The sequence below is a fragment of the Devosia aquimaris genome, from assembly GCF_020169335.1.
GTDB classification, from domain to species: domain Bacteria; phylum Pseudomonadota; class Alphaproteobacteria; order Rhizobiales; family Devosiaceae; genus Devosia; species Devosia aquimaris.
Genome location: NZ_JAIEZN010000002.1, coordinates 442,772 through 466,253, shown reverse-complemented (window position 1 = coordinate 466,253; position 23,482 = coordinate 442,772). Strand labels below are relative to the sequence as shown.

Genomic DNA, 23,482 nt, shown 5'->3' with positions numbered 1-23,482 from the left:
CTCAATTGGCGTCGAAGGCGTTGATGACATGGCGCGGCCAGTGGCCGGGCGCAAGGAAAATCACATCGAAGCGGCAGGGTCGGTCGGCCAGCCTGGGGTGGCGCGCCTGCCAATAGGCCGCGGCGCGCAGGATGCGGGCCTGGTTGACGGCCTCGAGGGCCTCGGCCTCCAGCCGGGCCGATGCCCGCGCCTTGACTTCGACAAACACGATGGTGCCGAAGCGTTCGGCGACGAGGTCAATCTCGCCCAGGGGCGTTTTGTAGCGGCGGGCCAAAAGGCGATAGAATTTGGCGCGCAGCAGCCAGCCGGCCAGAAATTCGGCCAGGTGGCCGCCACGCTGGGCGGCGATGCGGGCCTTACTTTTCGGCCTTGAGGGCGAGGGCGGCATCATAGACCTCCTTGCGCTTGAGGCCGAACCGGGCCGTCACCGCATCAACGGCGGCGCGCAGCGGCTGGCTGGCCATTTCGGCCAAAAGCGCGGCCTGCCAGTCGGCTTCGTCAGGCTGGGCGGCTTCGGCGGCGCCGGCCACCACGATCACGGCCTCGCCCCTGGTTTCGGCATCGGCGAACTGGGCCGCCAGTTCGGCCAGCGTGCCGCGCATCACCCGCTCGAAGCGCTTGGTGAGTTCGAGCGCCACGGCAGCCTGGCGGTCGCCCCAGAGTTCGGCCATGGCTGCCAGCGTATCGTCGAGCCGGCGCGGGCTTTCATAGAACACCAGCGTTTCACGTGAATCGCTGAGAGCCCGGATGGCATTGGCCCGGGCGCCGGCCTTGGGGGGCAAAAAACCGTGAAAGGCAAAGGCATCGGTGGGCAGGCCCGCCGTCACCAGTGCCGACAGCAGCGCTGAGGCGCCGGGAATGGGATAGACCGGCAGGCCCGCTTCGGCCAGCGCGCGGATCAGCGGGAAGCCGGGGTCCGACAAGAGCGGTGTGCCGGCGTCCGAAATCAGCGCCAGACTCTGCCCGGCCGCGATACGCGCGACGATGTCGTCCGCCTTGGCGCGTTCATTATGCTCATGCAGGGCGATACGCCGCGCCTTGATGCCATAATGGTCGAGCAGGCGCGCCGACATGCGCGTGTCTTCGCACAGGATCGCATCGGCCGCCGCCAGCGTCTCGAGCGCGCGGATGGTGATGTCGCGCAGATTGCCGATGGGCGTCGCCACGACATAGAGACCGGGCGCCAGCGGCGGCGCCGTAAAGGCGCTGCCAAAGATGAAGTAGCCTGGGGCGGCATCGGCCATGGGCGGGGTTTTCCTCGGCTGAAGCCTTGCGGGACAAGACTTGGTTAAGCAATTGCGGCCAGAGTGTTAACACACTGCTCACCAATTGGGGCAAGGAGTGACCGGCAAGCGCATGGCATGTCACGGCATAGCACGGGTATGGGCCGGCGTGGCGCTGATTGTGCTGGCGGGCTGTTCGCCCATCCAACTGGGGTCGCGCACCATCGATTTCGGCGGTGGCGCGCGCCCGCCCGGCACGCTGACCCCGGCCAATGGCAACTCGCCCGCAATGATGCAACCGCTGCAAACAGCTGGCGGACAACAGGTTTTCGGTCATGGGCCAGTGCAGGTGGCGCTGCTGCTGCCGCTGTCCGGTGATCCGGCCCTGGCCAGTGTCGGCCAGTCCATGGCCAATGGCAGCCGGCTGGCGATGAGCTTTATCGAGGCCAATCCCAATATCGCCGAGAACACCACCATCACCCTCTACGACACCGGCGGCACGGTGGCCGGCGCGACCAGCGCGGTGACGACTGCCGCGCGGCAGGGCGCCAAGCTGATCCTGGGGCCGCTCAGGGGCGATGAAGTCACGGCCGCCGGCGCGGTCGCCCGCTCTAACGGCCTGCCACTCATTGGTTTTTCCAACAATGCCAGTGCGGCCGGGCCGGGGGTCTATCTGCTCAGCGTCCTGCCCCAGACCGAGATGAAACGCGCGCTGACCTATCTCAAGGCCCAGGGCCGGCGCGGCGTGGCCGGGGCCTTTCCCAACACGGCCTATGGCCAGGCGCAGCAGACCGCGTTCCGCCAGCAGGCCATTGCCACCGGCTTTTCGCCCTCGGCGGTCTATAGTTTTTCCGATGTCAGCGAGGCCAAGGGCATCATCGATCAGGCCAAGCCCTTGATCGACAAGGGGTTGATCGACAGCTTCTTCCTGCCCGACCGACTCAGCGCCCCCAGCTTCGCCAATCTCCTCGCCCAGGCCGGGGTAAAACCCGACGACGTTGTGATCGTCGGCTCTGCCGACTGGCAGGGCGATCCCGCCATCTCGGGTACGCCGGCTCTGGCCGGCGCCATCTATCCGGGCGTCGATGATACTGGCCTCAAGGCGATTTCGCTGGACTACCAGGCCCGCTTCGGCAGCCCGCCGCATGCCTTGACCACCATCGCCTACACGGCGACGATCCTGGCCAATGCCAAGACGCTGTCGCTGGCCAGCCCGCCCTATAATCCGATGATCATGACGGCGCCGACGGGCTTTAATGGAAGGGACGGCATGTTCCGCTTCAACAGCGATGGCCGCGCCGACTATGCCCTGGCCATCAAGCGGGTGACCCCCGCTGGCCCCCAGCAGGTCGAACCGGCCGCGCTTTAGGCGGCCAGGTCCGCCACCACGGCGTCGAGCACGGGCCAGCCGCGGTCGGTGACGCGGATATTGCCGTTGGGCAGGGTCTCGACAAATCCATAGCCCTTGAGCGCATCGATCTGGCGCGGCGAGATCTGGCGGCCCGAGAGCGCGCTGAAGCGGGCGGGCGAAATGCCCTCCTTGAGCCGCAGGCCCATGACGAGGAATTCGTCGCCCTGTTCTTCCCAGGTCAACACATCGTCGACCACCATGCCGTGGCCCTTGGCCAGCACCTGCTTCTGCCATTCAAAGGGCAGTTTTTCGGCGGCCGTGGCATGGCGCTGGTTGTTGATCATCAACCTTCCATGGGCGCCCGGCCCGATGCCGGCATATTCGCCATAGCGCCAGTAGAGCATGTTGTGCGTGCTCTCCTGGCCCGGGCGGGCATGGTTGGAAATCTCATAGGCCGGCAGGCCCGCCGCCGCCGTCAGTTCCTGCGTCAGCTCATAAAAATCGGCCGCCAGGTCCTCATCGGGCATGATCAGCTTGCCGGCGCGATGCAGGTCGAAATAGCGCGTGCCCTGCTCGATGGTCAGCTGGTAGAGGCTGATATGGCCACGCGCCATCCACAGCGCTTCCTTGAGCTCGTCTTCCCAGTCCTCAAGGGTCTGGCGCGGGCGGGCATAGATCAGATCAAAGCTCGAACGCTCGAACACCGACTGGGCGATGCGCACGGCGGCGATGGCTTCGTCGACCGTATGGCGACGGCCCAGCTCGGCCAGCGGCCCTTCGCGCAGCGACTGCACGCCGAGCGACACACGATTGACCCCGGCGGTGCGGAAGCCGCGGAAGCGGTCAACCTCGACGCTGGTGGGATTGGCTTCGAGCGTGATTTCAGCGCCCGGTTCAACCGTCCAGTGCTTGGCGATGGCATCGATGATGCGCCCGGTGGCGCTGGGCGACATCAGCGAGGGCGTGCCGCCGCCGAAAAAGATCGACTGCACGACGCGGCCCGGCACCAGCGCGGCCGCCGTGGCGATCTCGCGCTCATAGGCGGCGACATAGCCATCCTCGTCGAACGGCCCGCGATGGACATGGCTGTTGAAGTCGCAATATGGGCATTTGCTGGCGCAGAAGGGCCAGTGCACATAAACCCCGAACAGATCGTTGGGGTTATTTTTCAATCTGGGCCTCGTAGAACTGGGCAAAGGCGCGGGCGCGATGGCTGAGGCCGGGTTCACCGGGCGCCCAGGAGTGCTTCATCTCGGCCGGCATCTGGCCAAAGGTGATGTCATAGCCCTTGGGCATGAACACCGGATCATAGCCATGGCCGACCGTGCCGCGCGGTGGCCAGACCAGCGTGCCCTCGACCTTGCCGACATAGAGCACGTCGCGGCCATCGGGATGGGCCAGGCACATGGTGGCATTGAACGAGGCACCTCGAAGGCCGGGCGAGGTGGCATTGGCCGCCTGCAGCGCATCTTCCACCCGCTTCATGGCATGGTCGAAATTGCGCGGCACGCCGGCCCAGTCGGCGGTATAGACGCCGGGATCGCCATTGAGCGCATCCACGCAGAGGCCCGAATCATCGCTGAGCGCGAGCAGGCCGGTCGCCTGGGCCGCAGCGTGCGCCTTGAGCCGCGCATTTTCGGCAAAGGTGGTGCCGGTTTCTTCCGGCTCGGGCAAGCCCAGCTCGCCTGCCGAAACGATCTCAAGGCCGAAGGGGGCAAAGAGTTCGCGGAATTCCTTGAGCTTGCCGGCATTGTGGGTGGCCAGCACCAGTCGATCGCCAGGACCCAGGCGCGGAATGCTCATTTGCTCAACCCCTTGGGCTTGGCGTCAAGGGCCCGGGTCACATCGCGCCAGAGCGCGCAGTTTTCCGGCGACACCTGGCGCGGGCTGGTGGCGGGACGGGCGGCCGGCTTGGCGGCCAGGGCTTTCCTGAACCAGCCCATCATGCTGCCAGCACCTTGTTCTGCAGCACGGTCAGTTCGCCAATGCCCTGTTCGGCCAGGCTCATCAGGCTGTCGAGTTCATCGCGGGTAAAGGGCACCTGCTCGGCTGTGCCCTGGATTTCAACGAAACGGCCCGCGCCGGTCATGACGAAATTGGCGTCGGTATGGGCTTCGACATCCTCGAGATAATCGAGGTCGAGCACCGGCGTGCCGCGATAGATGCCGCAGGACACGGCAGCCACCGAATCACGCAGGGCCTTGCCCTTGGTCAGCTTGCGCTCGTCCATCCAGGCGATGGCATCGGCCAGGGCGACATAGGCGCCGGTGATCGCAGCGGTGCGGGTGCCGCCATCGGCCTCCAGCACATCGCAGTCGAGCGTGATCTGGGCTTCACCCAAGAGCTGCATGTCGACCACGGCACGCAGCGAGCGGCCGATCAGGCGCTGGATTTCCTGGGTGCGGCCGGTCTGCTTGCCGGCGGTCGCCTCGCGGCGGGTGCGGCTGCCGGTGGCGCGGGGCAGCATGCCATATTCGGCGGTGACCCAGCCCTGGCCCTTGCCGCGCAGCCAGCCCGGAACGCTGGTCTCGACCGACGCCGTCACCAGAACCTTGGTGTTGCCAAAGCTGACGAGGCAAGAGCCCTCGGCCTTCATGGAGACATTGCGTTCGATGCTGACGCTGCGCATCTGGTTGGGCTCACGTCCGGACGGGCGCATGGATTCTCCGACTGCAATTGCTGTTAACCGCCTCTTAACCCTCCTCGGTCCGCCTCACAAGCCGCGGGCGCTTGGCGGGAGGCTGCAATGCGCTTAAATGATGCACCACAGTTAAAACGAACGATTTTAGCAAAACCGCATGAGCAAGCCGGCAGAAGATTTTTTGAGCGTGCTCAACAGCCGCAGCCAGGACATCTTTCGCAAGATTGTCGAGCGCTATCTCGACACTGGCAGCCCGGTGGGTTCGCGTGATCTGAGCCGCATGCTGCAGGGCGGGCTGTCGCCGGCCTCGGTGCGCAATGTCATGGCCGATCTCGAAGATCTCGGGCTGATCGCGGCGCCGCATACCTCTGCCGGCAGGGCCCCGACGCAGGAGGGGTTGCGCTTTTTCGTCGATGCCATGCTCGAGGTCGGCGCGGTCAACGAGGCCGAGCGCAGCCAGATTGCCCAATCCATCGAGGGCCAGCGCCGCGGCCAGGTGGAAGATGTGCTCACCGAAGCCAGCCAATTGCTCAGCGGGCTCAGCCAGGGCGCCGGCGTGGTCATCGCCACCAAGGCCGATCTCGTGCTGCGGCATCTCGAATTCGTGCGGCTCGACGCCAACCGCGCCATGGCCATTCTGGTGGGCCAGGACGGGCAGGTGGAGAACCGCATCATGGAGACCCCGGCAGGACTGACCTCGAGCGCGTTGACCCAGGCCGGCAACTATATCGCCCATCATGTGGTGGGCCGCACCCTGGCCGAAGCGCGCAAGGTGCTGGCGGCGCAGCGCGCCGAACAGCGGGCAGAGCTCGACGAATTGACCCAGCGCCTGGTCGACGCCGGCATTGCCACGCTCAGCCAGGATTCGCCCGGCAGCCAGCCCACGGTGATCGTGCGCGGGCGGGCGAACCTGATCAATGACGCCATGGCGAGCGACGAGCTGTCCCGCATGCGTCAGCTGTTCGACGAGCTGGAAAGCAAGGATGGCCTGCTCGACCTGCTCGGGGATGCGGAAAAGGCCCAGGGCGTGCGCATCTTCATCGGCTCGGAGAACAAGCTCTTTTCGCTCTCGGGTTCGTCGGTGATCCTGAGCCCCTACAAGGACGCCAATGACAAGGTGGTGGGCGTGCTGGGCGTGATCGGGCCGACCCGGCTCAACTATGCCCGCATCGTGCCGGTGGTCGATTACACCGCCCATGTCATCACCGCCATGATGGCGCGCAAGCGCTAGGATCGGTTCGCCGGCGGGGCGTATTCACGCTGTCATGAAGATCTGGTCAGTGCAGATGCAAATGATTTGCAACTGATGGGATCGACGGGTGAACACGGCCAAGACGCAGGACACGACGCGTCGCATCATCCAGACGCTGCTGGTTCTGGGGATCACTCAGAACATCGGCTGGGGCTCGGTGGGGCTGCTGGCCGTGGTGGCCGGCGCTATCGCCGCTGACCTCAGGCTGAGCGTGCCGGCAGTGTTTGCCGGAAATACCGTGTTCTATATCACCATGGGCCTGGCCTCGCCGCTGCTGGCACGGCCAATGGCGCGCTGGGGCGCCCGATGGGTCATGCTGGCCGGTTCGGCACTTGCCGCGCCGGGCTTTGTGCTGCTGTCGATGGCCAGCGGCGCAATCGGCTATTATCTGAGTTGGGCGCTGCTGGGCCTGGCGGGCGCGGCGACGCTGACCACCACCTCCCATGTGCTGGTCAATGAAGTGGCCGGCGCCGCCAGCCGCCGGGCCATTGGCGCCCTGATGCTGGTGACGGGGCTTTCAGGCAGTATTTTCTGGCCGGTCTCGGCGCTGGTATCGGACCATCTGGGATGGCGCGGGCTGTGCCTGGTTCTGGCGGCGCTGATCGGGCTGGTCTCGATCCCGCTCTATGGGCTGGCCCTGCCGCGACGAACGCCGCCAGCGCCGAATCCGAGCGCCACCGAGCCGGCCAAGCCAATCACCCGGCCGGTGCCCAAATCGATCTTTGTCCTGATCACCGGCGCCATCGTGCTCAATGCCATCGTCACCTTTGGCCTGAATGCCCTCTTTATCGAACTGCTCAAGGCCGAGGGCCTGCCGCCTGGCCAGGCGATCACCTTCGCGTCCATGCTGGGCCTGTTGCAGGTGGGTGCTCGGCTGCTCGATTTTGTCGGCGCCCGCCGCTGGGATGCCATCACCACCGGCATCTTGGCTACCGCAGGGGTCATGATGGCCTTTGCCCTCTTGCTGCTGGGCCAGGGCACGCCGCTGCTGATCGGCGCCTTTGTGGTCATCTATGGCCTCAGCGCCGGCTCGCTGGCGGTCACGCGCGCCATCATGCCGCTGACCTTTTACGATGGGGCCGATTTTGCCCGGGCCAGCATGCGCATCGCGCTGCCGCTCAATGTGCTGACCGCGCTGGCTGCGCCATTGTTCGCCAGCCTGCTCACCGGGCCGGGCCCGACCGCCCTGTTGGCCACAACCATGGGGTTTTGCGGCCTGGCGCTTGTGCTGTTGCTGCTGCTGGCGCGCCAGCGCCGCCATGCTCTGGCGCCCGCCGCCGGCTAGCGCGGCCGCGGCAACACGCCTTGGGCTTGAAATCGCCCCCATATTGGCCGATATGCGGGGCAAATCCTTTGGTAATTGCGGAAGACAGCGATGATGAGCGACGAAAACGCCGCCTCGGGCGAAACGCCTGAAGTCGAGATCCCGGTCGAAGAGACCCCAGACAACATCGAGAGCATTGACCCCACCGCAGCCCTGCGCACCGAAAATGCTGAGCTCAAGGACCGTGTGCTGCGCACCGTCGCCGAGATGGAAAACCTGCGCAAGCGCACCGAACGCGAAGTCAGCGACACGCGCACCTATGCCATCGCCGGCTTTGCCCGCGACATGCTGAGCGCCACCGACGCATTGAGCCGCGCGCTGATGATGCTGCCGGCCGAGGCGCGCGAATCAGGCGACGCCACCACCAAGACGCTGATCGAGGGCATCGAGCTGGCCGAGCGCGAAATGCAGCGCCTGCTGGCCAAGCATGGCGTCAAGCCGATCGAGGCGCAGGGCGAAAAGTTCGACCCCCACAAGCATCAGGCGATGTTCGAAGTCCCCGACCCCAGCCAGCCCGAGGGCACTGTGGTGCAGGTGGTGCAGGCCGGCTTTGCCATCGGCGACCGCATCCTGCGCCCGGCCATGGTCGGCGTCGCCAAGGGCGGCCCCAGCCACGCCCCCGCCGACGAGGCCATCGACAAGAGCGTTTGACGCCGGAGATTCCGGGCATCAATCTGAAGGGCGCCAGCAATGGCGCCCTTTTTGCATTGGGGAGGATGACATGGCGGATGGGCTCTATGACTGGCCTGAACTCTATGACCTCGTCCTGCCGGCAAACCCCGAAATGGAACGGTTCTATGTCGAGGCTGCCGGCGGTGCCGGACGGCAGGTGCTGGACCTGGCCTGCGGCACCGGACGGTTCACCCTGCCGCTGGCGCGGTCGGGCGCCGCGATGACAGGCGGGGATCTGTCCGAAGGCATGCTGGCGGCAGCCCGGCAGCGAGCGGCAGCAGAAGCTCTCGCCATCAGCTTTGTCGCGCTGGATATGCGCGACTTCGATCTCGGGCGCCGTTTCGATGCGGTGACCATCGCGGCCAATTCGCTGCTGCATCTCGCCGAAGCGTCCGAAATCCTGGCTTTCCTGGCCGCCGTGAAGCGGCACCTCAAGCCGGATGGGCGCTTGATATTCGACATTTTCGTTCCCAGCGCCCGGCTGCTCAGCCGGCCACACGGCGATCGCCAGCACATGGGAGCGTTCACCCATCCCCAGTTGGGCATGATCACGGTCGAAGAGACCATCGCCTACGATCCGATCACCCAGATCAGTCATATCGACTGGTATTGGTCGCAGCCCGGAAAGGGTGAGTTCCGCCATACCAAGCTGGAAATGCGCCAGATTTACCCGCAGGAACTGCTGCTCCTTTTGGAGCGCGGTGGATTTGCCGTTGTCGAGCGTTTTGGTGGATTTGATCGCAGCCCGCTCATGCCCACCAGCATGCGGCAGGTCCTTATCTGCGCCTTGGCCTGAGGCCACAGCACCGGCAACGTTTCACGTGAATCGTCAGCTCTCGACCGTTTCAGAACCAGCGGTCGCCGACCGTGGCGCCGTCCTGGGGCAGGTCGTCCCAGCTGTGCAGGCCATCAAAGCGCTGGATGGGGATATGCGTGACCGCCTCGGGCTCGGCGAGCCGCACATTGACGGCCAGACGCCGCCGCCCGTCGGTGTCCGTGTCCAGCCCGCGCCAATAGGCAATGCAGCCGCAGTGCGGACAGAAATTGAAGCTCAGGCTCCCCTCACCCCGCACATAGGCCGTGGTAGGGCCGGAGACAAAGACGTCTTCGTTCTCATGGCCATAGATCCACAGCGCGCCATAGCGGCGGCAGACGGTGCAATTGCAGGCGGTGGCCGCATCGGGTGCGCTGTCAAAGCGCCAGCGCACGGCGCCACAATGGCAGGCCCCCTCGATCATCCCAGGATCTGCCGGCTCATGATGCGCTGCACGCCAGCCTCTTCCATGTCGGCCCAGGCCCTGGCAAGGCTGCCATTGCTGTCGATGGCCCGCGTCGCGTCCTCGATGACGGTGACGTCAAAGCCGGCGGCGGCGCCGTCGATGGCGGTCCAGCCCACGCAAAAGTCGGTGGCGAGCCCCACGAGATAGAGCCGGTCGAGATCGCGCTCATTGAGATAGCCGGCCAGGCCCGTCAGCGTCTCGCGATCGGCCTCCTGGAAGCCGGAGTAGGAATCGATGGCCCGGTTATAGCCCTTGCGGATGATGAGCTGGCCATGGGGAATATCGAGCCCCGCGGCCAGTTCGGCGCCATGGCTGTGCCAGGTACAATGGTCGGGCCAGAGCACCTGCGGGCCATAATCCAGCTCGATCATCTCGAAGGGCGCCTTGCCCGCATGCTGGCTGGCAAAGGAGATGTGATCGGCCGGGTGCCAGTCCTGGGTGAAGATCACCTGGGTGAACTTCTTGGCCAGCGCATTGATCAGCGGCACGATTTCGTCGCCACCGGCAACGCCCAGCCGGCCGCCGGGCAGGAAGTCATTCTGCACATCCACCACCACCAGCACGTCGCGGGGCGAAATCTCGATGGTCATGGACGTGTCTCTCCGCAGTGTGTCAGGGCCTGATCCATTGCGCCGGCAACAGGCCGCGCACGGAATTGCCCAGCCAGATTGCATCGGCCGTCTCGAGGTCCGCAAGGTGCAAAACCTGTTCGACCGCACGGCCGCTGGCGATGAGCTCGGCGCGCAGCGTGCCCGGCAGGAGGCCCGATGACAGGGGCGGCGTCAGCAGGCGACCATCGCGCTCGATGAAGAGATTGGTGATCGAGCCCTCGGTCAATTCGCCCCGCTCATTGCGGAACAGCACCTCGTCGACGCCGTGCGCCGCGTGGGCGGCCTGGCGCGGGCCATCGTAAAAGGCGCGGTTGGTGGTCTTGTGTGCCAGCCAGATCGAGTCCGATTGCAGCGTGTCCTCGGCCAGCATGAAGCGGAACACGGCCGGATTGGGCGGCAGCGGCACGGCGCTGAGCTGGGGGCCGCCGGTGTCGAGTGTCAGCCGCACGCGCATGGGCGCATCAAAGGCCTCTGCGTCGAGCAGGGCATTGATGGCGTCGGGATCATGGGCGAGGCCAAAGACGGCAGCCGATGCCAACAGGCGATCGAGGTGCCGCTGCCGCAGGACGTATCCGGTCTCCGGCGTCCAGGCCAGGGTCTCGATCAGGGTCACGGGCTCGGGTTGCGGGGTGAAGAATGCCATTTTGAGCAGGGCCTCGCGATATTCGTCCTCGGCGGTGGAATCAGCGACAATACCACCGCCGATGCCGATGGTGCCGGCGCCACTGCGGTCGATCACGGCTGTGCGGATGGCGACATTGAGCTTGAGATCGCCATTGGGCGCGAAATAGCCGATCGAGCCGGTATAGACGCCCCGGGGATCGGTCTCGAGATCGGCGATGATCTCCATGGCGCGCAGCTTGGGCGCCCCGGTGATGGAACCACAGGGAAAGAGCTTTTCCAGCAGTTCGGCCACGCCGACATCGGCCCGGCGCCGGGCTGTGATGCCCGAGGTCAGCGTGTGCAGCGTCTGATAGGTTTCCACGGTATAGAGGTCGGTGACCTCAACCGAGCCCATTTCCGCCACGCGACCCAAGTCGTTGCGCAGCAGGTCAACGATCATCAGGTTCTCGGCCCGGTTCTTGGGGTCGGCTGCCAGGGTTGCGCGATTGGCGGCGTCGGTCTCTGCCGTCTGGCCGCGCGCCATGGTGCCCTTCATCGGCCGGGCATCGAGGCGGCCGGCCTGGCTGGAGACAAACAATTCCGGCGAATGCGACAGGATATGGTGGCGGCCCGTATCGATCAGCGCCCCATGGGCCACCTGCTGGCGCTGCAGCAGCGCGCGATAGAGCGCGATGGGATCGCCCTCGAGCTGGAACTGCGCCCGCAGTGTCAGATTGACCTGATAGGTGTCACCGGCGGCAATATAGGCTTTGACCTGCTCAAAGATGGCGCCATAGGCCTCTGGGGTGAGGCCGGGCACGATGTCGTGGACGCGGGCCGGGCCAGTGACGCTGGCGGCCAGCAGGTCGGCAACCGCGTCAGCATCGAGCCGCTGGGGGGCATCATAGATGCCCAGCCAGACCAGGGGCAGGGGGCCGGGCTCCGGCAGGCGGGGCGCCAACCGCTCCTCGAAGACATAGCCGGCCTCATAGGCCAGATAGCCGGCAGCCCAAGAACCCTCAGCCAGTGCAGCCTCAAGCTCGGTCAGGGCAGCCCGCACACCGGCGGCGCCATGGGCCTCCAGGATCCGCCGTGGCGCGGTGAACAGCAGGTTGTTTGCCCCCTCTTGGAGGCTGTCCTGCAGCAAAACTGAACCGGGCGTGAACATGGCGCGCTTCTAGGCCCTTGGCGGCATAAAGAAAAGCCGTCGAGGGGGCCGCAGACGCCTTGTTTAATTGCCTTTTCGAGAGATATTAGGGCGCCGGCAGCAGGTGCCGCCGGCTTCGGGGAGACCTAAAAAATGAACGCCTACTTCAAGGGCGGCGTCGCCGCCCTCGCGCTGCTGGTCAGCGCCCTGCCTGCTGCTGCCCAGACCGTGGAATTCACGCTGATCAACAACAGCAGCCAATCCCTGCATTATTTCTACACCACGCCCAGCAATGAAGATCATTGGGGCGATGACCTGCTGGGCGCCGACGGCACGCTTGAGCCCGGCATGCAGGGCACCGTGACCATTGGCGATGGTTCGGACCAGTGCCTGTATGACTTCCGTTTCGAGACCGGCGAGGGCGCCGTGCTGGAAGTGCCGCAGATCGATATCTGCAGCCTGAACAGCTACACGCTCAACGATTGATGCACGCGCGGGGGGCCGGCCGGGACGCCGCCCCCCAAATGCGCCGGCGCGGCGGCCCAATGGCCCGTGCCGGCGCCGCGCGCCGCTGGCCCGCAGATCTGCGGCAATTCTGCCACGGCAGCGCTTGAAGCCACTCGGCGACCCCCCTATATACGCCGCAGGCCCAGCGATGGGCACAATCTGATTGCAAGGAACCCGGCCCCTGGCGGCCACGGAACTGCCTCGCGAGAGGGGTTGCAAAATGGGTTTGCTGAAAGAGAGGCTAAGTAATGGCTAAAGTTATCGGTATCGATCTGGGCACCACCAACAGCTGCGTGGCTGTGATGGATGGCACCAATCCCAAGGTCATCGAAAACGCGGAAGGGGCGCGCACCACCCCCTCGATGGTCGCCTTCTCCAAGGATGGCGAGCGTCTCGTGGGCCAGCCGGCCAAGCGCCAGGCTGTCACCAACCCGGAAAATACCCTGTTTGCGGTCAAGCGCCTGATCGGCCGCCGCTTCGACGACGCCGTCGTGGCCAAGGACAAGAACCTTGTGCCCTTCAAGATCGTCAAGGCCGACAATGGCGACGCCTGGGTCGAAGCTGCGAGCGACAAGTATTCGCCCAGCCAGATCTCGGCCATGATCCTGCAGAAGATGAAGGAAACCGCCGAATCCTATCTCGGCGAGAATGTCACCCAGGCGGTCATCACGGTTCCGGCCTATTTCAACGACAGCCAGCGCCAGGCCACCAAGGACGCCGGCAAGATTGCCGGCCTTGAAGTGCTGCGCATCATCAACGAGCCCACGGCTGCCGCGCTCGCCTATGGCCTGGACAAGAAGAACACCGGCACCATTGCGGTCTATGACCTTGGCGGCGGCACCTTCGACGTGTCGATCCTCGAGATCGGCGACGGCGTGTTCGAGGTGAAGTCCACCAATGGCGACACGTTCCTGGGTGGTGAAGACTTCGACATGCGTCTGGTCGATTACCTCGCCGATGAGTTCAAGAAGGAACAGGGCATTGACCTGCGCAGCGACAAGCTGGCGCTGCAGCGCCTGAAGGAAGCGGCTGAAAAGGCCAAGATCGAGCTCTCCAGCTCGACCCAGACCGAAATCAACCTGCCCTTCATCACCGCCGACGCCTCGGGCCCCAAGCACCTGACGCTCAAGCTGAGCCGGTCCAAGCTGGAAAGCCTGGTCGATGATCTGATCCAGAAGACCATCGAGCCGTGCAAGCTGGCCATGAAGGATGCCGGTGTCACCGCCGCGCAGATCGACGAAGTCGTGCTCGTGGGCGGCATGAGCCGCATGCCCAAGGTGCAGGAAATCGTCAAGCAGCTCTTCGGCAAGGAGCCCCACAAGGGCGTGAACCCGGACGAAGTGGTGGCGCTGGGCGCGGCCATTCAGGCCGGCGTGCTGCAGGGCGACGTCAAGGACGTGCTGCTGCTCGACGTGACCCCGCTGAGCCTGGGCATCGAAACCCTGGGCGGCGTGTTCACCCGTCTGATCGACCGCAACACGACCATTCCGACCAAGAAGAGCCAGACCTTCTCGACCGCCGAGGACAGCCAGAGCGCGGTGACCATCCGCGTGTTCCAGGGCGAACGCGAAATGGCCGCCAACAACAAGCTGCTGGGCAATTTCGACCTGACCGGCATTCCCCCCGCACCGCGCGGCGTGCCGCAGATCGAAGTGACCTTCGACATCGACGCCAACGGCATTGTCCAGGTTTCGGCCAAGGACAAGGGCACCGGCAAGGAACAGCAGATCCGCATCCAGGCCTCGGGTGGCCTGAGCGACGCTGACATCGAGGCCATGGTCAAGGAAGCCGAGCAGAACGCCGAGGCGGACAAGAAGAAGCGCGAAGCCGTCGAAGCCAAGAACCAGGGCGAGAGCCTGATCCACTCGACCGAAAAATCGCTGAGTGAATATGGCGACAAGGTTTCGGCCGAGGACAAGGGCGCCATCGAGACGGCGATTGCCGATCTCAAGGCCGTGCTCGAGGGCGACGATGCCGAAGCCATCAAGTCCAAGACCGAGGCGCTGGCCCAGGCATCGATGAAGCTGGGCGAGGCCATGTACAAGGCCAGCCAGGCGGAAGCCGAAGCCAAGGCCAATGGCACCGCCGATGACAGCGACGACGATGTGGTCGACGCCGACTTCGAAGAGGTCAAGGACGACGACGACAAGAAGTCCGCATAAGCGGGCTGACCGAGCAGATATTGGGGTCCGGCGCCAGCCGGGCCCCTTTTTGTTTGCCGGGGAACTGGGTAAGGTGATCCATGAACATTCCAGACCCCCAAAGCTTCACCGACCCCGACAAACTGCGCAAGCTGATGGCCAATGCCGTCCGTCTTGGCTATCCGGACCTGGCCTTTGCCTGCCAGATCCGCATTGCCGAGCTGGCCGGCAACGCCCATGACGGCGATATCGAACGCGAATTCTGGACCAGCCTGGTGGCTGCCGAGGAATTCCGCACCGCCGACAACGGCCGCGTGACGCGGCTGGTCAAGGTGCGTGCCAAGCACAAGCGGGTGGGCGCCGAGCGCGTGCTGGCCGACCAGATGATGGAAGAGGCGATCAGCGACGGCTTCGACCAGCTGGTGGCCGGTGGCAAGGCCGCGCTGACGGGCGAAGCCATCGTCATGCGCCACGAGGACAGCTTCAGCGTCGATGTGGTCAATGCCGCCCGCAAGAAGCTGATGGACAAGGGCGTAGCCGTCGCCGACGTGATCGGCTGAGGCCAGATCGGGCGTTTGGTTTCACGTGAATCCAGACGCCGCTGGCCGGGACGGACCGCCAGCAGGCCCGCGTCAGGCGCGCAAAAGCCTTGCCAACAGCCATGTTGAAGCCAGGGCCGGCAATTGATACATCAGCGGCAATTGGTTTGCCCCGGTCGCCATCGCGGCCAATCGGGCGGAAAACGACCGCAAAACGCGCTTAAGGCCATGCCCGTGGCCCGTGCCCCTTGTGAGTCGTGCCGTCGATTGCCATCTAGGGGCCAGGTTCGGGCCGGGCGCGCGCGCCGCGACGGCAACGTATTGGAGACACAGGTTCTTGTCCAAACGGGATTTCTACGAGGTGCTCGGTGTGCAGAAGGGCGCCGATGACGCCGCTCTCAAGAGCGCCTATCGCAAGCTGGCCATGGTGCATCACCCCGACCGCAACCCTGGCGATGCGGCGGCCGAGGCGCGATTCAAGGAAATCAACGAGGCCTATGACACGCTCAAGGATGGCCAGAAGCGCGCCGCCTATGACCGGTTCGGCCATGCCGCCTTCGAGAATGGCGGCGGGCGTGGTCCCTCCGGCTTTGGTCCGGAGTTCAATTCGTCGATGTCCGATATTTTTGAGGACATTTTTGGCGACTTCATGGGCGGCGGCCGGCGCGGTGGCGGCGGGGCTTCCAAGCTGCGCGGCAGCGATCTGCGCTATAACCTGGAAATCAGCCTCGAAGAAAGCTTTGAGGGCCGCACCGTCGAGATCGACGTGCCCACCCTTGTGGGCTGCACCACCTGCGATGGCAGCGGCGCCAAGCCCGGCACCGGCACCCATACCTGCCGCCAGTGCAATGGCCATGGCAAGGTGCGCGCGGCGCAGGGGTTCTTCACCATCGAGCGCACCTGCCCGGTGTGCCAGGGTCGCGGCCAGATGATGGACCAGCCCTGCACCGATTGCGGTGGCCAGGGTCGCCGACAGGAAAACCGCAAGCTCAGCGTCGATATTCCAAAAGGCATCGAGGACGGCACCCGCATTCGCCTCGCCAATGAGGGCGAGGCCGGGCTGCGCGGTGGCCCGCCGGGCGATCTCTATATCTTCATCTCGCTGCGCCCGCATGATCTGTTCCAGCGCGACGGCGCCGATCTCTATGCCCGCGTGCCCATCGCCATGACCACTGCGGCCCTGGGCGGCGAATTCGAGGTTCCCACGCTCGATGGCGCCCGCGCCAAGGTCAAGGTCGCCGCCGGCACGCAGCCGGGCCAGCGTGTGCGCCTCAAGGGCAAGGGCATGCCGGTGCTGCGCAGCAAGGATGTCGGCGATCTCTATGTGCAGCTCGACATCGAGACGCCCCAGGCGCTCAGCCGTCGCCAGCGCGAATTGCTCGAAGAATTCGCCAAGCTCGAGACCGAGGAAACCAACCCGACCTCGGGCGGCTTCTTCGACAAGATCAAGAAGATGTTCGAAGCCTAGGGGCATAGAAAAAATCGCGCCGGTGGCGCGATTTCAGGCCTCAAGGCCATGCGCGCTCCGCTCGAATGGCTGGGCCAAGCGCCCCAACTTTCCTCCCTATCGTCATTGCCCGGCTTGTCCGGGCAATTCCGTTTTTGGCGCCAAGGACCAACGGGACAATCCCGGTGGTGACGATCAGTGGACGGCGCCACGCCGGCAAAGCCCCAGCCTTACTCTTGCGGCACCTGGCTCATATCCATCCAGACATATTCCCAGACATGGCCATCGATATCGGCGATGGCGCGGGAAAACATGAAGCCATAGTCCTGCGCATCGCGCGTCTCGCGGCCGCCCGCCTTGAGCCCGGCTTCGGCAATAGCGTCGACAGCCGCGCGGCTGTCGCGCGACAGCGCATAGAGCGCCTGCGTCTGCTGCTGGGGATCGGGAATGGGGGCGCTGGAGAACTGGGCGAACTTGTCATGGGTCAGCAGCATGGCGAAGATCGTGTCGCTGATGACAATGCAGGCTGCCGTCTCGTCGGTGAACTGCGGATTGTGGTCAAAGCCCAGGGCCTTGTAATAGGCCATGGCCGCCGGCAGGTCACGGACGGGCAGGTTGACGAAAATCATTGTCGACATGGCAATTTCCTTTCCTCTCAAAACGGGGCCTCAATGGCCTTGGCATTGCCGCAAATGGCTCAATACCCTTGCCTCTACGGTCGGGCCGGGCCAGTTTCGACATTCAGTTTCACGAGGTAGGCATGAAAACCGCACTGACGTTCTCCGGATCGATCCGCAAGGGCTCCGTCAACAAGACGCTGCAGGCCTATATGGACAGGAAACTGGCCGAGGCGGGTGTTGCGGTCAACTCCGTCGACCTCAGCGATTTCCCCATGCCGATTTTCAACGAGGATCTGGAGCCCGATGGTGTGCCCGAGGCCGCCGTGCGGATGGCCGAGCTGTGGCGCAGCCACGACATCATCTTCATCGCCAGCCCAGAATACAATGGCGGGCTGACGCCGCTTTTGGTCAACACCATCACCTGGGTCAGCCGCCAGCGTCCCAGCCCCTTCCGCCATGCCAATTTCGGCATCGGCGGGGTGAGCTCGGGCAAATATGGCACCATCTGGGGCCTCAGCCATCTGCGCGAATCCCTCACCAAGGTTGGCGCATTGGTGGTGCCGACGCTGCTGGGGATCGGCCCGGCCGACCAGGCCCTGGACGACAAGGGCGATTTCGTCGAGCCGGCCATCATCAAGAAGGTCGAGCAGATGGTCACCGAACTGACGACCTTTTCGCGGGGCTAGGCCATGCTGGCGCTCTATGTCACCCATCCGCAGGTCCGCATAGACGCCAATGTGCCGGTGCCGCTGTGGGGGCTGAGCGAAGAGGGCCGCCAGCGCGCCGAAGCCTTTGCGGCTCGGGGCGTGGTGCCCATGGGCGCCATGGTGTTTTCGAGCCGCGAGACCAAGGCCATGGAACTGGCCGAAATCATCGCCACGGCCTGCGGGGCGCTGGTGCTGACCGACCATCTGATGGGCGAGAATGATCGCAGCGCCACCGGCTTTCTGCCGCCGGCGCTGTTCGAAGAGACCGCCGACCGCTTCTTTGCCCATCCGCGCGAGAGCATCGATGGCTGGGAGCGGGCCATCGATGCGCAGCGGCGCATCGTCCATACGGTGACGACGGCGCTGGCTGGTGTCCCTAGGGGCACGCCGGCTGTGTTCTGCGGCCATGGGGCGGTGGGCACGCTGCTCAAATGCCATGTCGGTGGCCGTCGCATCGACCGGCGCGAGGACCAGAGCCGCCATGCCCATCGGGGCGGCGGCAATGGCTTCGTGTTCGATCTCGAAGCCTCCCGTCTGGGCTGCGACTGGACCGCCATGGAAGATCTCAAGCCCGGCTGGTTTGCCTGAAGCCGTTGCGGCGCGCGGCAAATTGGTCTAGTCCGGGCCGATCAATCGACATCGGAGGAAAGACCATGGCTGGCCAACTCATCGTGGGGCTGGACGTTTCGTCACGCGCGCGCGCCGAGGAAATCGTCGCGCTTCTGGGCGACAGCGTCGATTTCTACAAGATCGGCTATGAGTGCTTTTATGGCGCCGATGGCTTCGCCCTGGGCAAGGACCTGCTCAAGGCGGGCAAGAAGGTCTTCTTCGATCTCAAGCTGCTCGACATCGACAATACGGTCGAAAAGGGCGTCGCCGCCATCGCCGAGACTGGCGCGACCATGCTGACCGTCCATGCCTATCCGCAGTGCATGCGCGCTGCCGTACGCGGCGCCGCCGGCAGCAATCTCTGCGTGCTGGGCGTCTCGGTGCTGACCTCGATGGATGATGCCGATCTGGCTGAAGCCGGCTTTGCCCGCGATACCGCCGGGCTGGTGGCGCTGCGGGCGCAGCAGGCGCGCGACGCCGGCATCGGCGGGCTGGTCGCCTCGGCGCAGGAAGCGCAGATGGTGCGCTCGATCGTCGGGCCGACCATGGCCGTGGTCACCCCGGGCATTCGCCTGCCCGGTGGTGACATGGGCGACCAGAAGCGGGTGACCACGCCCGGCGAGGCACTGAGCAATGGCGCCAGCCATCTGGTGGTGGCGCGGCCCATCATTGCCGCAGCCGATCCGGCCGCCGCTGCGCGCGCCATCCTTGAGAACATGAACAGCGGGACGCGCCTGGCATGACCACTTTTTCCGCCTGCATCGAAATGCTGTTCGTCGCCGAGACGGACGATTTTGCCCAGCGCATTGCCCTGGCCAAGGCCGCCGGCTTTGACCGCTTCGAGTTCTGGATGTGGTCCAACAAGAATCTGGACGCCATCGAACGCGCCCTCGGCGACACCGGCGTGCAACTGGCCGGCATCGTCGCCGAGCCCTTTGCCGAGCTGACGCGGGAGGGCGATCACGACCGCTTTCTCGCCGGTCTCGAAAAAAGCCGCGACGTGGCGCTGCGCCTGGGCGCGCCGATCCTGATCTGCCAGTCCGGGCCTTTCCTGGCCGGCGTCGAGCGCGTCAGCCAGCATGATGCGCTGACCAAGGCCATGGCCCGCTCTGCCGATGTGCTCAAGGGCAGCGGCGTGCGCCTGGCGCTCGAACCGCTCAATGATCGCGTCGATCACCCCGGCTATTATCTCACCAGCACCGCCGAGGGCCTGGCCATCTGCGACGCCGTCAACCGGCCCGAGATCGGGCTGACCTATGACATGTACCATTCCATGGTGATGGGCGAAGACCCCGAAACGGTCCTCGCCGGTGGGCTCGAGCATGTCTTTCACGTCCACATCGCCGATCACCCCGGCCGCAACCAACCCGGCAGCGGCACGCTCCCGCTCAAGCAGAAACTCGCCTGGCTCGAAGCCCAGGGCTATGCCGGCCCCGTCGGGCTGGAGTTCAAGCCAACGGGCAGCACAGCCGATGCACTGGCGATGATGCGGGGGAGTTTGGGCTAACGTCCTAAAGGTCCCGTTCGAGCGGGAACGGCGTCGGCTCCCAATCGTCTTCTATCTCAAGGCGCCGGGCATTCTGCTTTTCCCAGTCATGCAGCAGGTCTGCTACTCCGCGCCGGTCGTTGATGCTGGCGCGGGCGATGAGCTGCCGCATGTCGTCCATCGGCTTGAGAAAATGGTCTGCCAGCCTTATGCGCGATTGTCCCTCGGATCGCTTTCTCGGCTTGTCGAGCAGGATTTCGGCCTCCGCCCTGATCTCCCGCCAGCTCCCCTCCTCCTTGTCGATATAGGCCTGTGCCACAGCGCAGGCCTCCGGCAAGCGGCCAAGGGCGGCGAGGACGGAGGCGTGGAGGAAGGCGTCATGCGCCAAAGGCAGTTCGGCCTGATGCTGCCAGTGCAGCCGGCTTTCCTGCATCAGGCGGTAGAGGTCCTCTATCTGCGCCAGGGGCCGGAAGGGGTAATCTAGCGTCCGCCTCACATGCGCCGCCAGGGTGTCCTGAAAACCAGCGTCAGTCGACCAGCCGACGATCAACTCACGGCTCCAATTATCGCTCAACCGTCCCGTCGGCGGGCCGAACAGTATGAGAAATTCTGCCAGGGGCTTGGAAAAGGTCCTGTCCGAAGAACCAAGAAAACGAATGCGCCGATGGATATGATGGACCGGACGAAGGTAAAGCATGCGGGGCTTCAGGGCCAAATCAGCATGCTCGGCCAGTATCGGCCGCGTCCAACGCTTCACCTCAGCAATCGTCGTCATGGCCTTGGGCGCACCTCGATGATGTAGAGTGCCACCTAACGGTATCGAGACGTCAGGGCCGGAGCAATGTCGCACGCCATGCTCTGCCCGCATATGCGCGGGACAGTATCTTGCGGCGTCGGGGGCAGGGATAGGCGACTAGGCCTGATCTCCGCAGCCCAGTTCAACTGGATAGGGGGAGGGCTCCCAGAGGTCGAGCAGGCCGAGACGGGTGATGTTGTGGGCCTCCCATTGTCGTAGCTGGGCTCCAATTTCCGCGCGATCCCCTGACTTGCACAGCGCTGCGAGTGCTTTGAGCGCACCAAGCAAGTCCAGATACTCCGTGGCCAGGCGCAAAGTTACTTGTCCCAGGCGGCTATTGGGCCGTTTGGCGAGCAACCGCCGGCCTTCAGCCAGCTCGTTCAGATAGCCAGCCTCAGTCCGGCCGACCCAATCATCGATGACTTTCGCCGCTTCGGCCATCCGCCCTGCCGCCGCCAGTACGGGACCGTGGTAGGCGACAAGGCCGTCTAGCCGCGTGAGACCGGCCACGTCGCCGAACCCAGTGCTGCCCTGCGTCTTGTCGAGAAGCGCCTCTATGGACGGAACTTGGTCGAGTCTGCGCGTAATGGTCTGCGAGACACTGGCGTTCAAGCTGGTCTCGAAGTTGATATCGCTCGTATAGCCAACCCATATCTCGTCGAACCAGGGACGCCCGCGCCAAAAGGGCGGCGATGGCAGAAAGTCGATATACCAGTAAGGCTTGGGGTGGTTTTTGTCCCAAGAGGCACCGTTGAAATAAATCCAGCGCAGGACGTGGCGCACCGGCCGCACCACCAGCATGCGCTTACGCAAGATAAGGTCACTGCGCTGCTGGAGAACGGGCCTCAGCCAACGATTGACCTGCGCTGCTGTGGTCATGGGCTCCGCTCGAGCGGAAATGGCGTCGGTTCCCAGAGATGCTCAATGCCGAGACGCCGCACGCGCTCCTGCTCCCAGATCCGCAGCAGCGCCGCAAGGCCACTGCGGTCATTGGCCTGGGCACCCGCGTCGAGCAGCCGGACATCGCTCAGGCGCTTGAGAAAAGTGGTCGCGTCGCTGATGCGATATTTTGCGTCGCTGCTCCTGGACCGTTTGGCTAGGAGCGCCTGACCGGAGGCGAGCGCGGCGCGCAGAGCGGGCTCGTTGGCCTGCTCGATATAGGCCGTTGTCACCTGACGGGCCTCGGGGAACTTCCCCAATGCCACCAGCACGGCCGCCTGCAGCATGGGTGACCAGGAGAGCCCCGTGCACAACACGCGCCAGATCAGATTGTCTTCCCGGGTCAGTTCATAGAAGGCCTCGATGGTATCGAGGCGGCGCAATGTTCCGTCCAGGGCCTTGCGGGTTTCGCTCTCCAGCAGCGCCTGGAAATGCGGATCGGTCGAATAGCCAACGGGCAAGTCGAGCCCCATGGAATGACTCATCTGCACTGACGGAGGCGCAAACAAGACGCCGAATCGCGCCGTTGGTGTAGGAAAGGTTCGCTGCGAAGAACCGAGAAACTCGATCGCCCTGTAAATGTGACGGAGCGGCTTGAGATAAAGATCGCGCTTCTCAAGGACAAGATCGGGATGCTCGGCCAGTATCGGCCGCGTCCAGCGCTTGACTTCAGCCACCGTGGTCATGGGATTGGTCGTACCTCCAAAATATAGAAGGGCGCACCATTATAGCGAGCTTTGATCACGTCCGCGATTGCCCTGAGCTGATCTGCCCCAATTCCCCGTTGCCCCGTCTTGATATCATAGACGCATATAGCGCCCATATCGTTGCGGCTGTCCTCAAAGACGTCCAATCGCGTACTGCCTAGGGTCCCATAGCGGACGATGCCAGCTTCAGCCGTGAAGCTCAGCTCTGCGTGTAATATTGCTCGCGCCAATGGAGATGCTGCCCTGGCCGCTTCCACTGTTTGCTTTACGGCGTAGTGCACCTTTGTGCCCCCTTGCCGAGCTGTCATGGTTGGCCTTTGTGGGGCTAACCGCAGTGCGGCGGAATCGGTCCATTGCTGAACATCAGGCAAGTATTTGCAGGCCTGCCGAACGCGGTCCGCCGGCAGTGCGTCGACCATAATTGGCACGACCCCGTTGTCGCCCTCCCAGGCCCATGCCTTGGGTACCAGGATCGGTCGATCCTTCTCGCCCAATCCCTGGCTTGCAGGCGCCGCCCGCAGCATCGAGTGGAGCGAGACCAGCGCCAGGGCGATAAGGGCCCCCAGATTGGGCAGCACCGTAATGACGTTAGGCCCACGCGCCGACGTCCCAGGACCAGCCCCGACCTCGGGATCAATGATGGTCTGCTCATCACCCAGAAAGGCCAGGTGCTGCCGGGCGCGGATAACCCGCGGACCGCGCGCCGTCCAGGCTGACTGCAACAGAAGCCGGGGGTCATCGCCGAGGGAGATCGACAGCACGCCGCCGCTGGTATTGACCCGCACGACATCGCCCGTTGGCAGCGTGATCTGCCGCGAGACCAATGTTCCGCTGAAGGCGGAGCGGATTTGCGTGCCGTCCCGCGCGAGCACGATGCTCT

At 64.6% G+C, this 23,482-nt stretch carries 27 protein-coding genes; 13 read left to right on the top strand and 14 right to left on the bottom strand.

Going from position 1 to position 23,482, the window contains the following annotated elements:
• Nucleotide 1 precedes the first annotated feature (1 nt).
• Nucleotides 2-388, bottom strand: coding sequence for a YraN family protein (locus tag K1177_RS15170; protein WP_224704246.1), 387 nt, complete (start codon nt 386-388; stop codon nt 2-4).
• Nucleotides 357-1,244 (bottom strand): 16S rRNA (cytidine(1402)-2'-O)-methyltransferase, encoded by an 888-nt coding sequence (gene rsmI, locus K1177_RS15165; RefSeq protein ID WP_224704244.1) that lies wholly within the window; start codon nt 1,242-1,244, stop codon nt 357-359. Before rsmI ends, K1177_RS15170 begins: the two co-directional genes overlap by 32 nt.
• A 148-nt stretch (nt 1,245-1,392) precedes the next feature.
• Between rsmI and K1177_RS15160 the strand changes: the two genes are divergently transcribed.
• Nucleotides 1,393-2,592, top strand: coding sequence for a penicillin-binding protein activator (locus tag K1177_RS15160; protein WP_224704242.1), 1,200 nt, complete (start codon nt 1,393-1,395; stop codon nt 2,590-2,592).
• Here the strand turns inward: K1177_RS15160 and hemW are convergent.
• The 4 genes from hemW to rph are packed head-to-tail and all read right to left on the bottom strand — an operon-like array spanning nt 2,589 to nt 5,233.
• Nucleotides 2,589-3,746: a radical SAM family heme chaperone HemW gene (hemW, locus tag K1177_RS15155; protein ID WP_224704241.1), complete on the bottom strand. Its 1,158-nt coding sequence runs from the start codon at nt 3,744-3,746 to the stop codon at nt 2,589-2,591. The two genes, K1177_RS15160 and hemW, sit on opposite strands and share 4 nt — an antisense overlap.
• Entirely contained in the window at nt 3,736-4,377 is a 642-nt protein-coding gene (locus K1177_RS15150) for a non-canonical purine NTP pyrophosphatase (protein ID WP_224704239.1), read from the bottom strand. Before K1177_RS15150 ends, hemW begins: the two co-directional genes overlap by 11 nt.
• Nucleotides 4,374-4,520, bottom strand: a complete 147-nt coding sequence (locus tag K1177_RS15145) for a hypothetical protein (protein ID WP_224704237.1) — start codon at nt 4,518-4,520, stop codon at nt 4,374-4,376. Before K1177_RS15145 ends, K1177_RS15150 begins: the two co-directional genes overlap by 4 nt.
• Nucleotides 4,517-5,233 (bottom strand): ribonuclease PH, encoded by a 717-nt coding sequence (rph, locus tag K1177_RS15140; protein ID WP_224704236.1) that lies wholly within the window; start codon nt 5,231-5,233, stop codon nt 4,517-4,519. Before rph ends, K1177_RS15145 begins: the two co-directional genes overlap by 4 nt.
• A 139-nt stretch (nt 5,234-5,372) precedes the next feature.
• Between rph and hrcA the strand changes: the two genes are divergently transcribed.
• From hrcA to K1177_RS15120, 4 genes are all read left to right on the top strand, one after another.
• Nucleotides 5,373-6,446, top strand: coding sequence for a heat-inducible transcriptional repressor HrcA (gene hrcA / locus K1177_RS15135; protein WP_224704234.1), 1,074 nt, complete (start codon nt 5,373-5,375; stop codon nt 6,444-6,446).
• An 88-nt stretch (nt 6,447-6,534) separates the two neighbouring features.
• The gene (locus tag K1177_RS15130; RefSeq protein ID WP_224704232.1) at nt 6,535-7,752 is read left to right on the top strand and encodes an MFS transporter; all 1,218 of its coding nucleotides are present in this window, start codon (nt 6,535-6,537) and stop codon (nt 7,750-7,752) included.
• A 93-nt stretch (nt 7,753-7,845) separates the two neighbouring features.
• A complete protein-coding gene (gene grpE, locus K1177_RS15125) occupies nt 7,846-8,442 on the top strand; it encodes a nucleotide exchange factor GrpE (protein WP_224704230.1) in 597 nt (198 codons plus the stop codon).
• A gap of 70 nt (nt 8,443-8,512) precedes the next feature.
• Nucleotides 8,513-9,259, top strand: coding sequence for a class I SAM-dependent methyltransferase (locus tag K1177_RS15120; protein WP_224704228.1), 747 nt, complete (start codon nt 8,513-8,515; stop codon nt 9,257-9,259).
• A gap of 49 nt (nt 9,260-9,308) precedes the next feature.
• On the opposite strand, the gene K1177_RS15115 is transcribed toward K1177_RS15120, so the two are convergent.
• The 3 genes from K1177_RS15115 to pabB are packed head-to-tail and all read right to left on the bottom strand — an operon-like array spanning nt 9,309 to nt 12,125.
• Nucleotides 9,309-9,701, bottom strand: a complete 393-nt coding sequence (locus tag K1177_RS15115; RefSeq protein ID WP_224704226.1) for a GFA family protein — start codon at nt 9,699-9,701, stop codon at nt 9,309-9,311.
• The gene (pncA, locus tag K1177_RS15110) at nt 9,698-10,333 is read right to left on the bottom strand and encodes a bifunctional nicotinamidase/pyrazinamidase (RefSeq protein ID WP_224704224.1); all 636 of its coding nucleotides are present in this window, start codon (nt 10,331-10,333) and stop codon (nt 9,698-9,700) included. The genes K1177_RS15115 and pncA overlap by 4 nt, the downstream gene beginning before the upstream one ends.
• A gap of 22 nt (nt 10,334-10,355) precedes the next feature.
• Nucleotides 10,356-12,125, bottom strand: a complete 1,770-nt coding sequence (gene pabB / locus K1177_RS15105; RefSeq protein ID WP_224704222.1) for an aminodeoxychorismate synthase component I — start codon at nt 12,123-12,125, stop codon at nt 10,356-10,358.
• Between the two features lie 132 nt (nt 12,126-12,257).
• Between pabB and K1177_RS15100 the strand changes: the two genes are divergently transcribed.
• From K1177_RS15100 to dnaJ, 4 genes are all read left to right on the top strand, one after another.
• Entirely contained in the window at nt 12,258-12,590 is a 333-nt protein-coding gene (locus K1177_RS15100) for a hypothetical protein (protein WP_224704220.1), read from the top strand.
• 269 nt (nt 12,591-12,859) lie between these two features.
• Nucleotides 12,860-14,773, top strand: a complete 1,914-nt coding sequence (dnaK, locus tag K1177_RS15095; RefSeq protein WP_224704218.1) for a molecular chaperone DnaK — start codon at nt 12,860-12,862, stop codon at nt 14,771-14,773.
• Nucleotides 14,774-14,853: 80 nt separating this feature from the next.
• Nucleotides 14,854-15,312: a hypothetical protein gene (locus K1177_RS15090; protein ID WP_224704216.1), complete on the top strand. Its 459-nt coding sequence runs from the start codon at nt 14,854-14,856 to the stop codon at nt 15,310-15,312.
• 316 nt (nt 15,313-15,628) lie between these two features.
• On the top strand, nt 15,629-16,759 hold the full coding sequence (gene dnaJ, locus K1177_RS15085; protein ID WP_224704214.1) for a molecular chaperone DnaJ: 1,131 nt from the start codon (nt 15,629-15,631) through the stop codon (nt 16,757-16,759).
• 209 nt (nt 16,760-16,968) lie between these two features.
• On the opposite strand, the gene K1177_RS15080 is transcribed toward dnaJ, so the two are convergent.
• The gene (locus tag K1177_RS15080; protein ID WP_224704212.1) at nt 16,969-17,376 is read right to left on the bottom strand and encodes a VOC family protein; all 408 of its coding nucleotides are present in this window, start codon (nt 17,374-17,376) and stop codon (nt 16,969-16,971) included.
• A gap of 122 nt (nt 17,377-17,498) precedes the next feature.
• Here K1177_RS15080 and K1177_RS15075 point away from each other — a divergent pair, with 122 nt between their 5' ends.
• The 4 genes from K1177_RS15075 (at nt 17,499) to K1177_RS15060 (ending at nt 20,181) form a co-directional block, all read left to right on the top strand.
• Nucleotides 17,499-18,044, top strand: a complete 546-nt coding sequence (locus K1177_RS15075; RefSeq protein ID WP_224704205.1) for an NADPH-dependent FMN reductase — start codon at nt 17,499-17,501, stop codon at nt 18,042-18,044.
• 3 nt (nt 18,045-18,047) lie between these two features.
• The gene (locus tag K1177_RS15070; protein WP_224704204.1) at nt 18,048-18,653 is read left to right on the top strand and encodes a histidine phosphatase family protein; all 606 of its coding nucleotides are present in this window, start codon (nt 18,048-18,050) and stop codon (nt 18,651-18,653) included.
• Between the two features lie 65 nt (nt 18,654-18,718).
• Nucleotides 18,719-19,417 carry an orotidine-5'-phosphate decarboxylase gene (pyrF, locus tag K1177_RS15065; protein WP_224704202.1) on the top strand — a complete coding sequence of 233 codons (699 nt, stop codon included), beginning with the start codon at nt 18,719-18,721 and terminating at the stop codon, nt 19,415-19,417.
• Complete coding sequence (locus K1177_RS15060) at nt 19,414-20,181, top strand: TIM barrel protein (protein ID WP_224704200.1); 768 nt, start codon at nt 19,414-19,416, stop codon at nt 20,179-20,181. Before pyrF ends, K1177_RS15060 begins: the two co-directional genes overlap by 4 nt.
• A gap of 4 nt (nt 20,182-20,185) precedes the next feature.
• Here the strand turns inward: K1177_RS15060 and K1177_RS15055 are convergent, their stop codons facing one another.
• From K1177_RS15055 to K1177_RS15040, 4 genes are all read right to left on the bottom strand, one after another.
• Nucleotides 20,186-20,935: a hypothetical protein gene (locus K1177_RS15055; RefSeq protein WP_224704199.1), complete on the bottom strand. Its 750-nt coding sequence runs from the start codon at nt 20,933-20,935 to the stop codon at nt 20,186-20,188.
• Nucleotides 20,936-21,073: 138 nt separating this feature from the next.
• Entirely contained in the window at nt 21,074-21,835 is a 762-nt protein-coding gene (locus tag K1177_RS15050; RefSeq protein WP_224704197.1) for a hypothetical protein, read from the bottom strand.
• Nucleotides 21,832-22,581 carry a hypothetical protein gene (locus K1177_RS15045; protein WP_224704195.1) on the bottom strand — a complete coding sequence of 250 codons (750 nt, stop codon included), beginning with the start codon at nt 22,579-22,581 and terminating at the stop codon, nt 21,832-21,834. The genes K1177_RS15050 and K1177_RS15045 overlap by 4 nt, the downstream gene beginning before the upstream one ends.
• Complete coding sequence (locus tag K1177_RS15040) at nt 22,578-23,474, bottom strand: hypothetical protein (protein WP_224705870.1); 897 nt, start codon at nt 23,472-23,474, stop codon at nt 22,578-22,580. Before K1177_RS15040 ends, K1177_RS15045 begins: the two co-directional genes overlap by 4 nt.
• Nucleotides 23,475-23,482 lie beyond the last annotated feature (8 nt).

Coding starts and splice junctions, on each gene's coding strand:
- K1177_RS15170 (WP_224704246.1), bottom strand. CDS start 388: ATGCCGCCCTCGCCCTCAAGGCCGAAAAGTAAGGCCCGCATCGCCGCC.
- rsmI (WP_224704244.1), bottom strand. CDS start 1,244: ATGGCCGATGCCGCCCCAGGCTACTTCATCTTTGGCAGCGCCTTTACG.
- K1177_RS15150 (WP_224704239.1), bottom strand. CDS start 4,377: ATGAGCATTCCGCGCCTGGGTCCTGGCGATCGACTGGTGCTGGCCACC.
- K1177_RS15145 (WP_224704237.1), bottom strand. CDS start 4,520: ATGATGGGCTGGTTCAGGAAAGCCCTGGCCGCCAAGCCGGCCGCCCGT.
- rph (WP_224704236.1), bottom strand. CDS start 5,233: ATGCGCCCGTCCGGACGTGAGCCCAACCAGATGCGCAGCGTCAGCATC.
- hrcA (WP_224704234.1), top strand. CDS start 5,373: ATGAGCAAGCCGGCAGAAGATTTTTTGAGCGTGCTCAACAGCCGCAGC.
- grpE (WP_224704230.1), top strand. CDS start 7,846: ATGAGCGACGAAAACGCCGCCTCGGGCGAAACGCCTGAAGTCGAGATC.
- K1177_RS15120 (WP_224704228.1), top strand. CDS start 8,513: ATGGCGGATGGGCTCTATGACTGGCCTGAACTCTATGACCTCGTCCTG.
- K1177_RS15115 (WP_224704226.1), bottom strand. CDS start 9,701: ATGATCGAGGGGGCCTGCCATTGTGGCGCCGTGCGCTGGCGCTTTGAC.
- pncA (WP_224704224.1), bottom strand. CDS start 10,333: ATGACCATCGAGATTTCGCCCCGCGACGTGCTGGTGGTGGTGGATGTG.
- pabB (WP_224704222.1), bottom strand. CDS start 12,125: ATGTTCACGCCCGGTTCAGTTTTGCTGCAGGACAGCCTCCAAGAGGGG.
- K1177_RS15100 (WP_224704220.1), top strand. CDS start 12,258: ATGAACGCCTACTTCAAGGGCGGCGTCGCCGCCCTCGCGCTGCTGGTC.
- dnaK (WP_224704218.1), top strand. CDS start 12,860: ATGGCTAAAGTTATCGGTATCGATCTGGGCACCACCAACAGCTGCGTG.
- K1177_RS15090 (WP_224704216.1), top strand. CDS start 14,854: ATGAACATTCCAGACCCCCAAAGCTTCACCGACCCCGACAAACTGCGC.
- K1177_RS15080 (WP_224704212.1), bottom strand. CDS start 17,376: ATGTCGACAATGATTTTCGTCAACCTGCCCGTCCGTGACCTGCCGGCG.
- K1177_RS15075 (WP_224704205.1), top strand. CDS start 17,499: ATGAAAACCGCACTGACGTTCTCCGGATCGATCCGCAAGGGCTCCGTC.
- K1177_RS15070 (WP_224704204.1), top strand. CDS start 18,048: ATGCTGGCGCTCTATGTCACCCATCCGCAGGTCCGCATAGACGCCAAT.
- pyrF (WP_224704202.1), top strand. CDS start 18,719: ATGGCTGGCCAACTCATCGTGGGGCTGGACGTTTCGTCACGCGCGCGC.
- K1177_RS15060 (WP_224704200.1), top strand. CDS start 19,414: ATGACCACTTTTTCCGCCTGCATCGAAATGCTGTTCGTCGCCGAGACG.
- K1177_RS15055 (WP_224704199.1), bottom strand. CDS start 20,935: ATGACGACGATTGCTGAGGTGAAGCGTTGGACGCGGCCGATACTGGCC.
- K1177_RS15050 (WP_224704197.1), bottom strand. CDS start 21,835: ATGACCACAGCAGCGCAGGTCAATCGTTGGCTGAGGCCCGTTCTCCAG.
- K1177_RS15045 (WP_224704195.1), bottom strand. CDS start 22,581: ATGACCACGGTGGCTGAAGTCAAGCGCTGGACGCGGCCGATACTGGCC.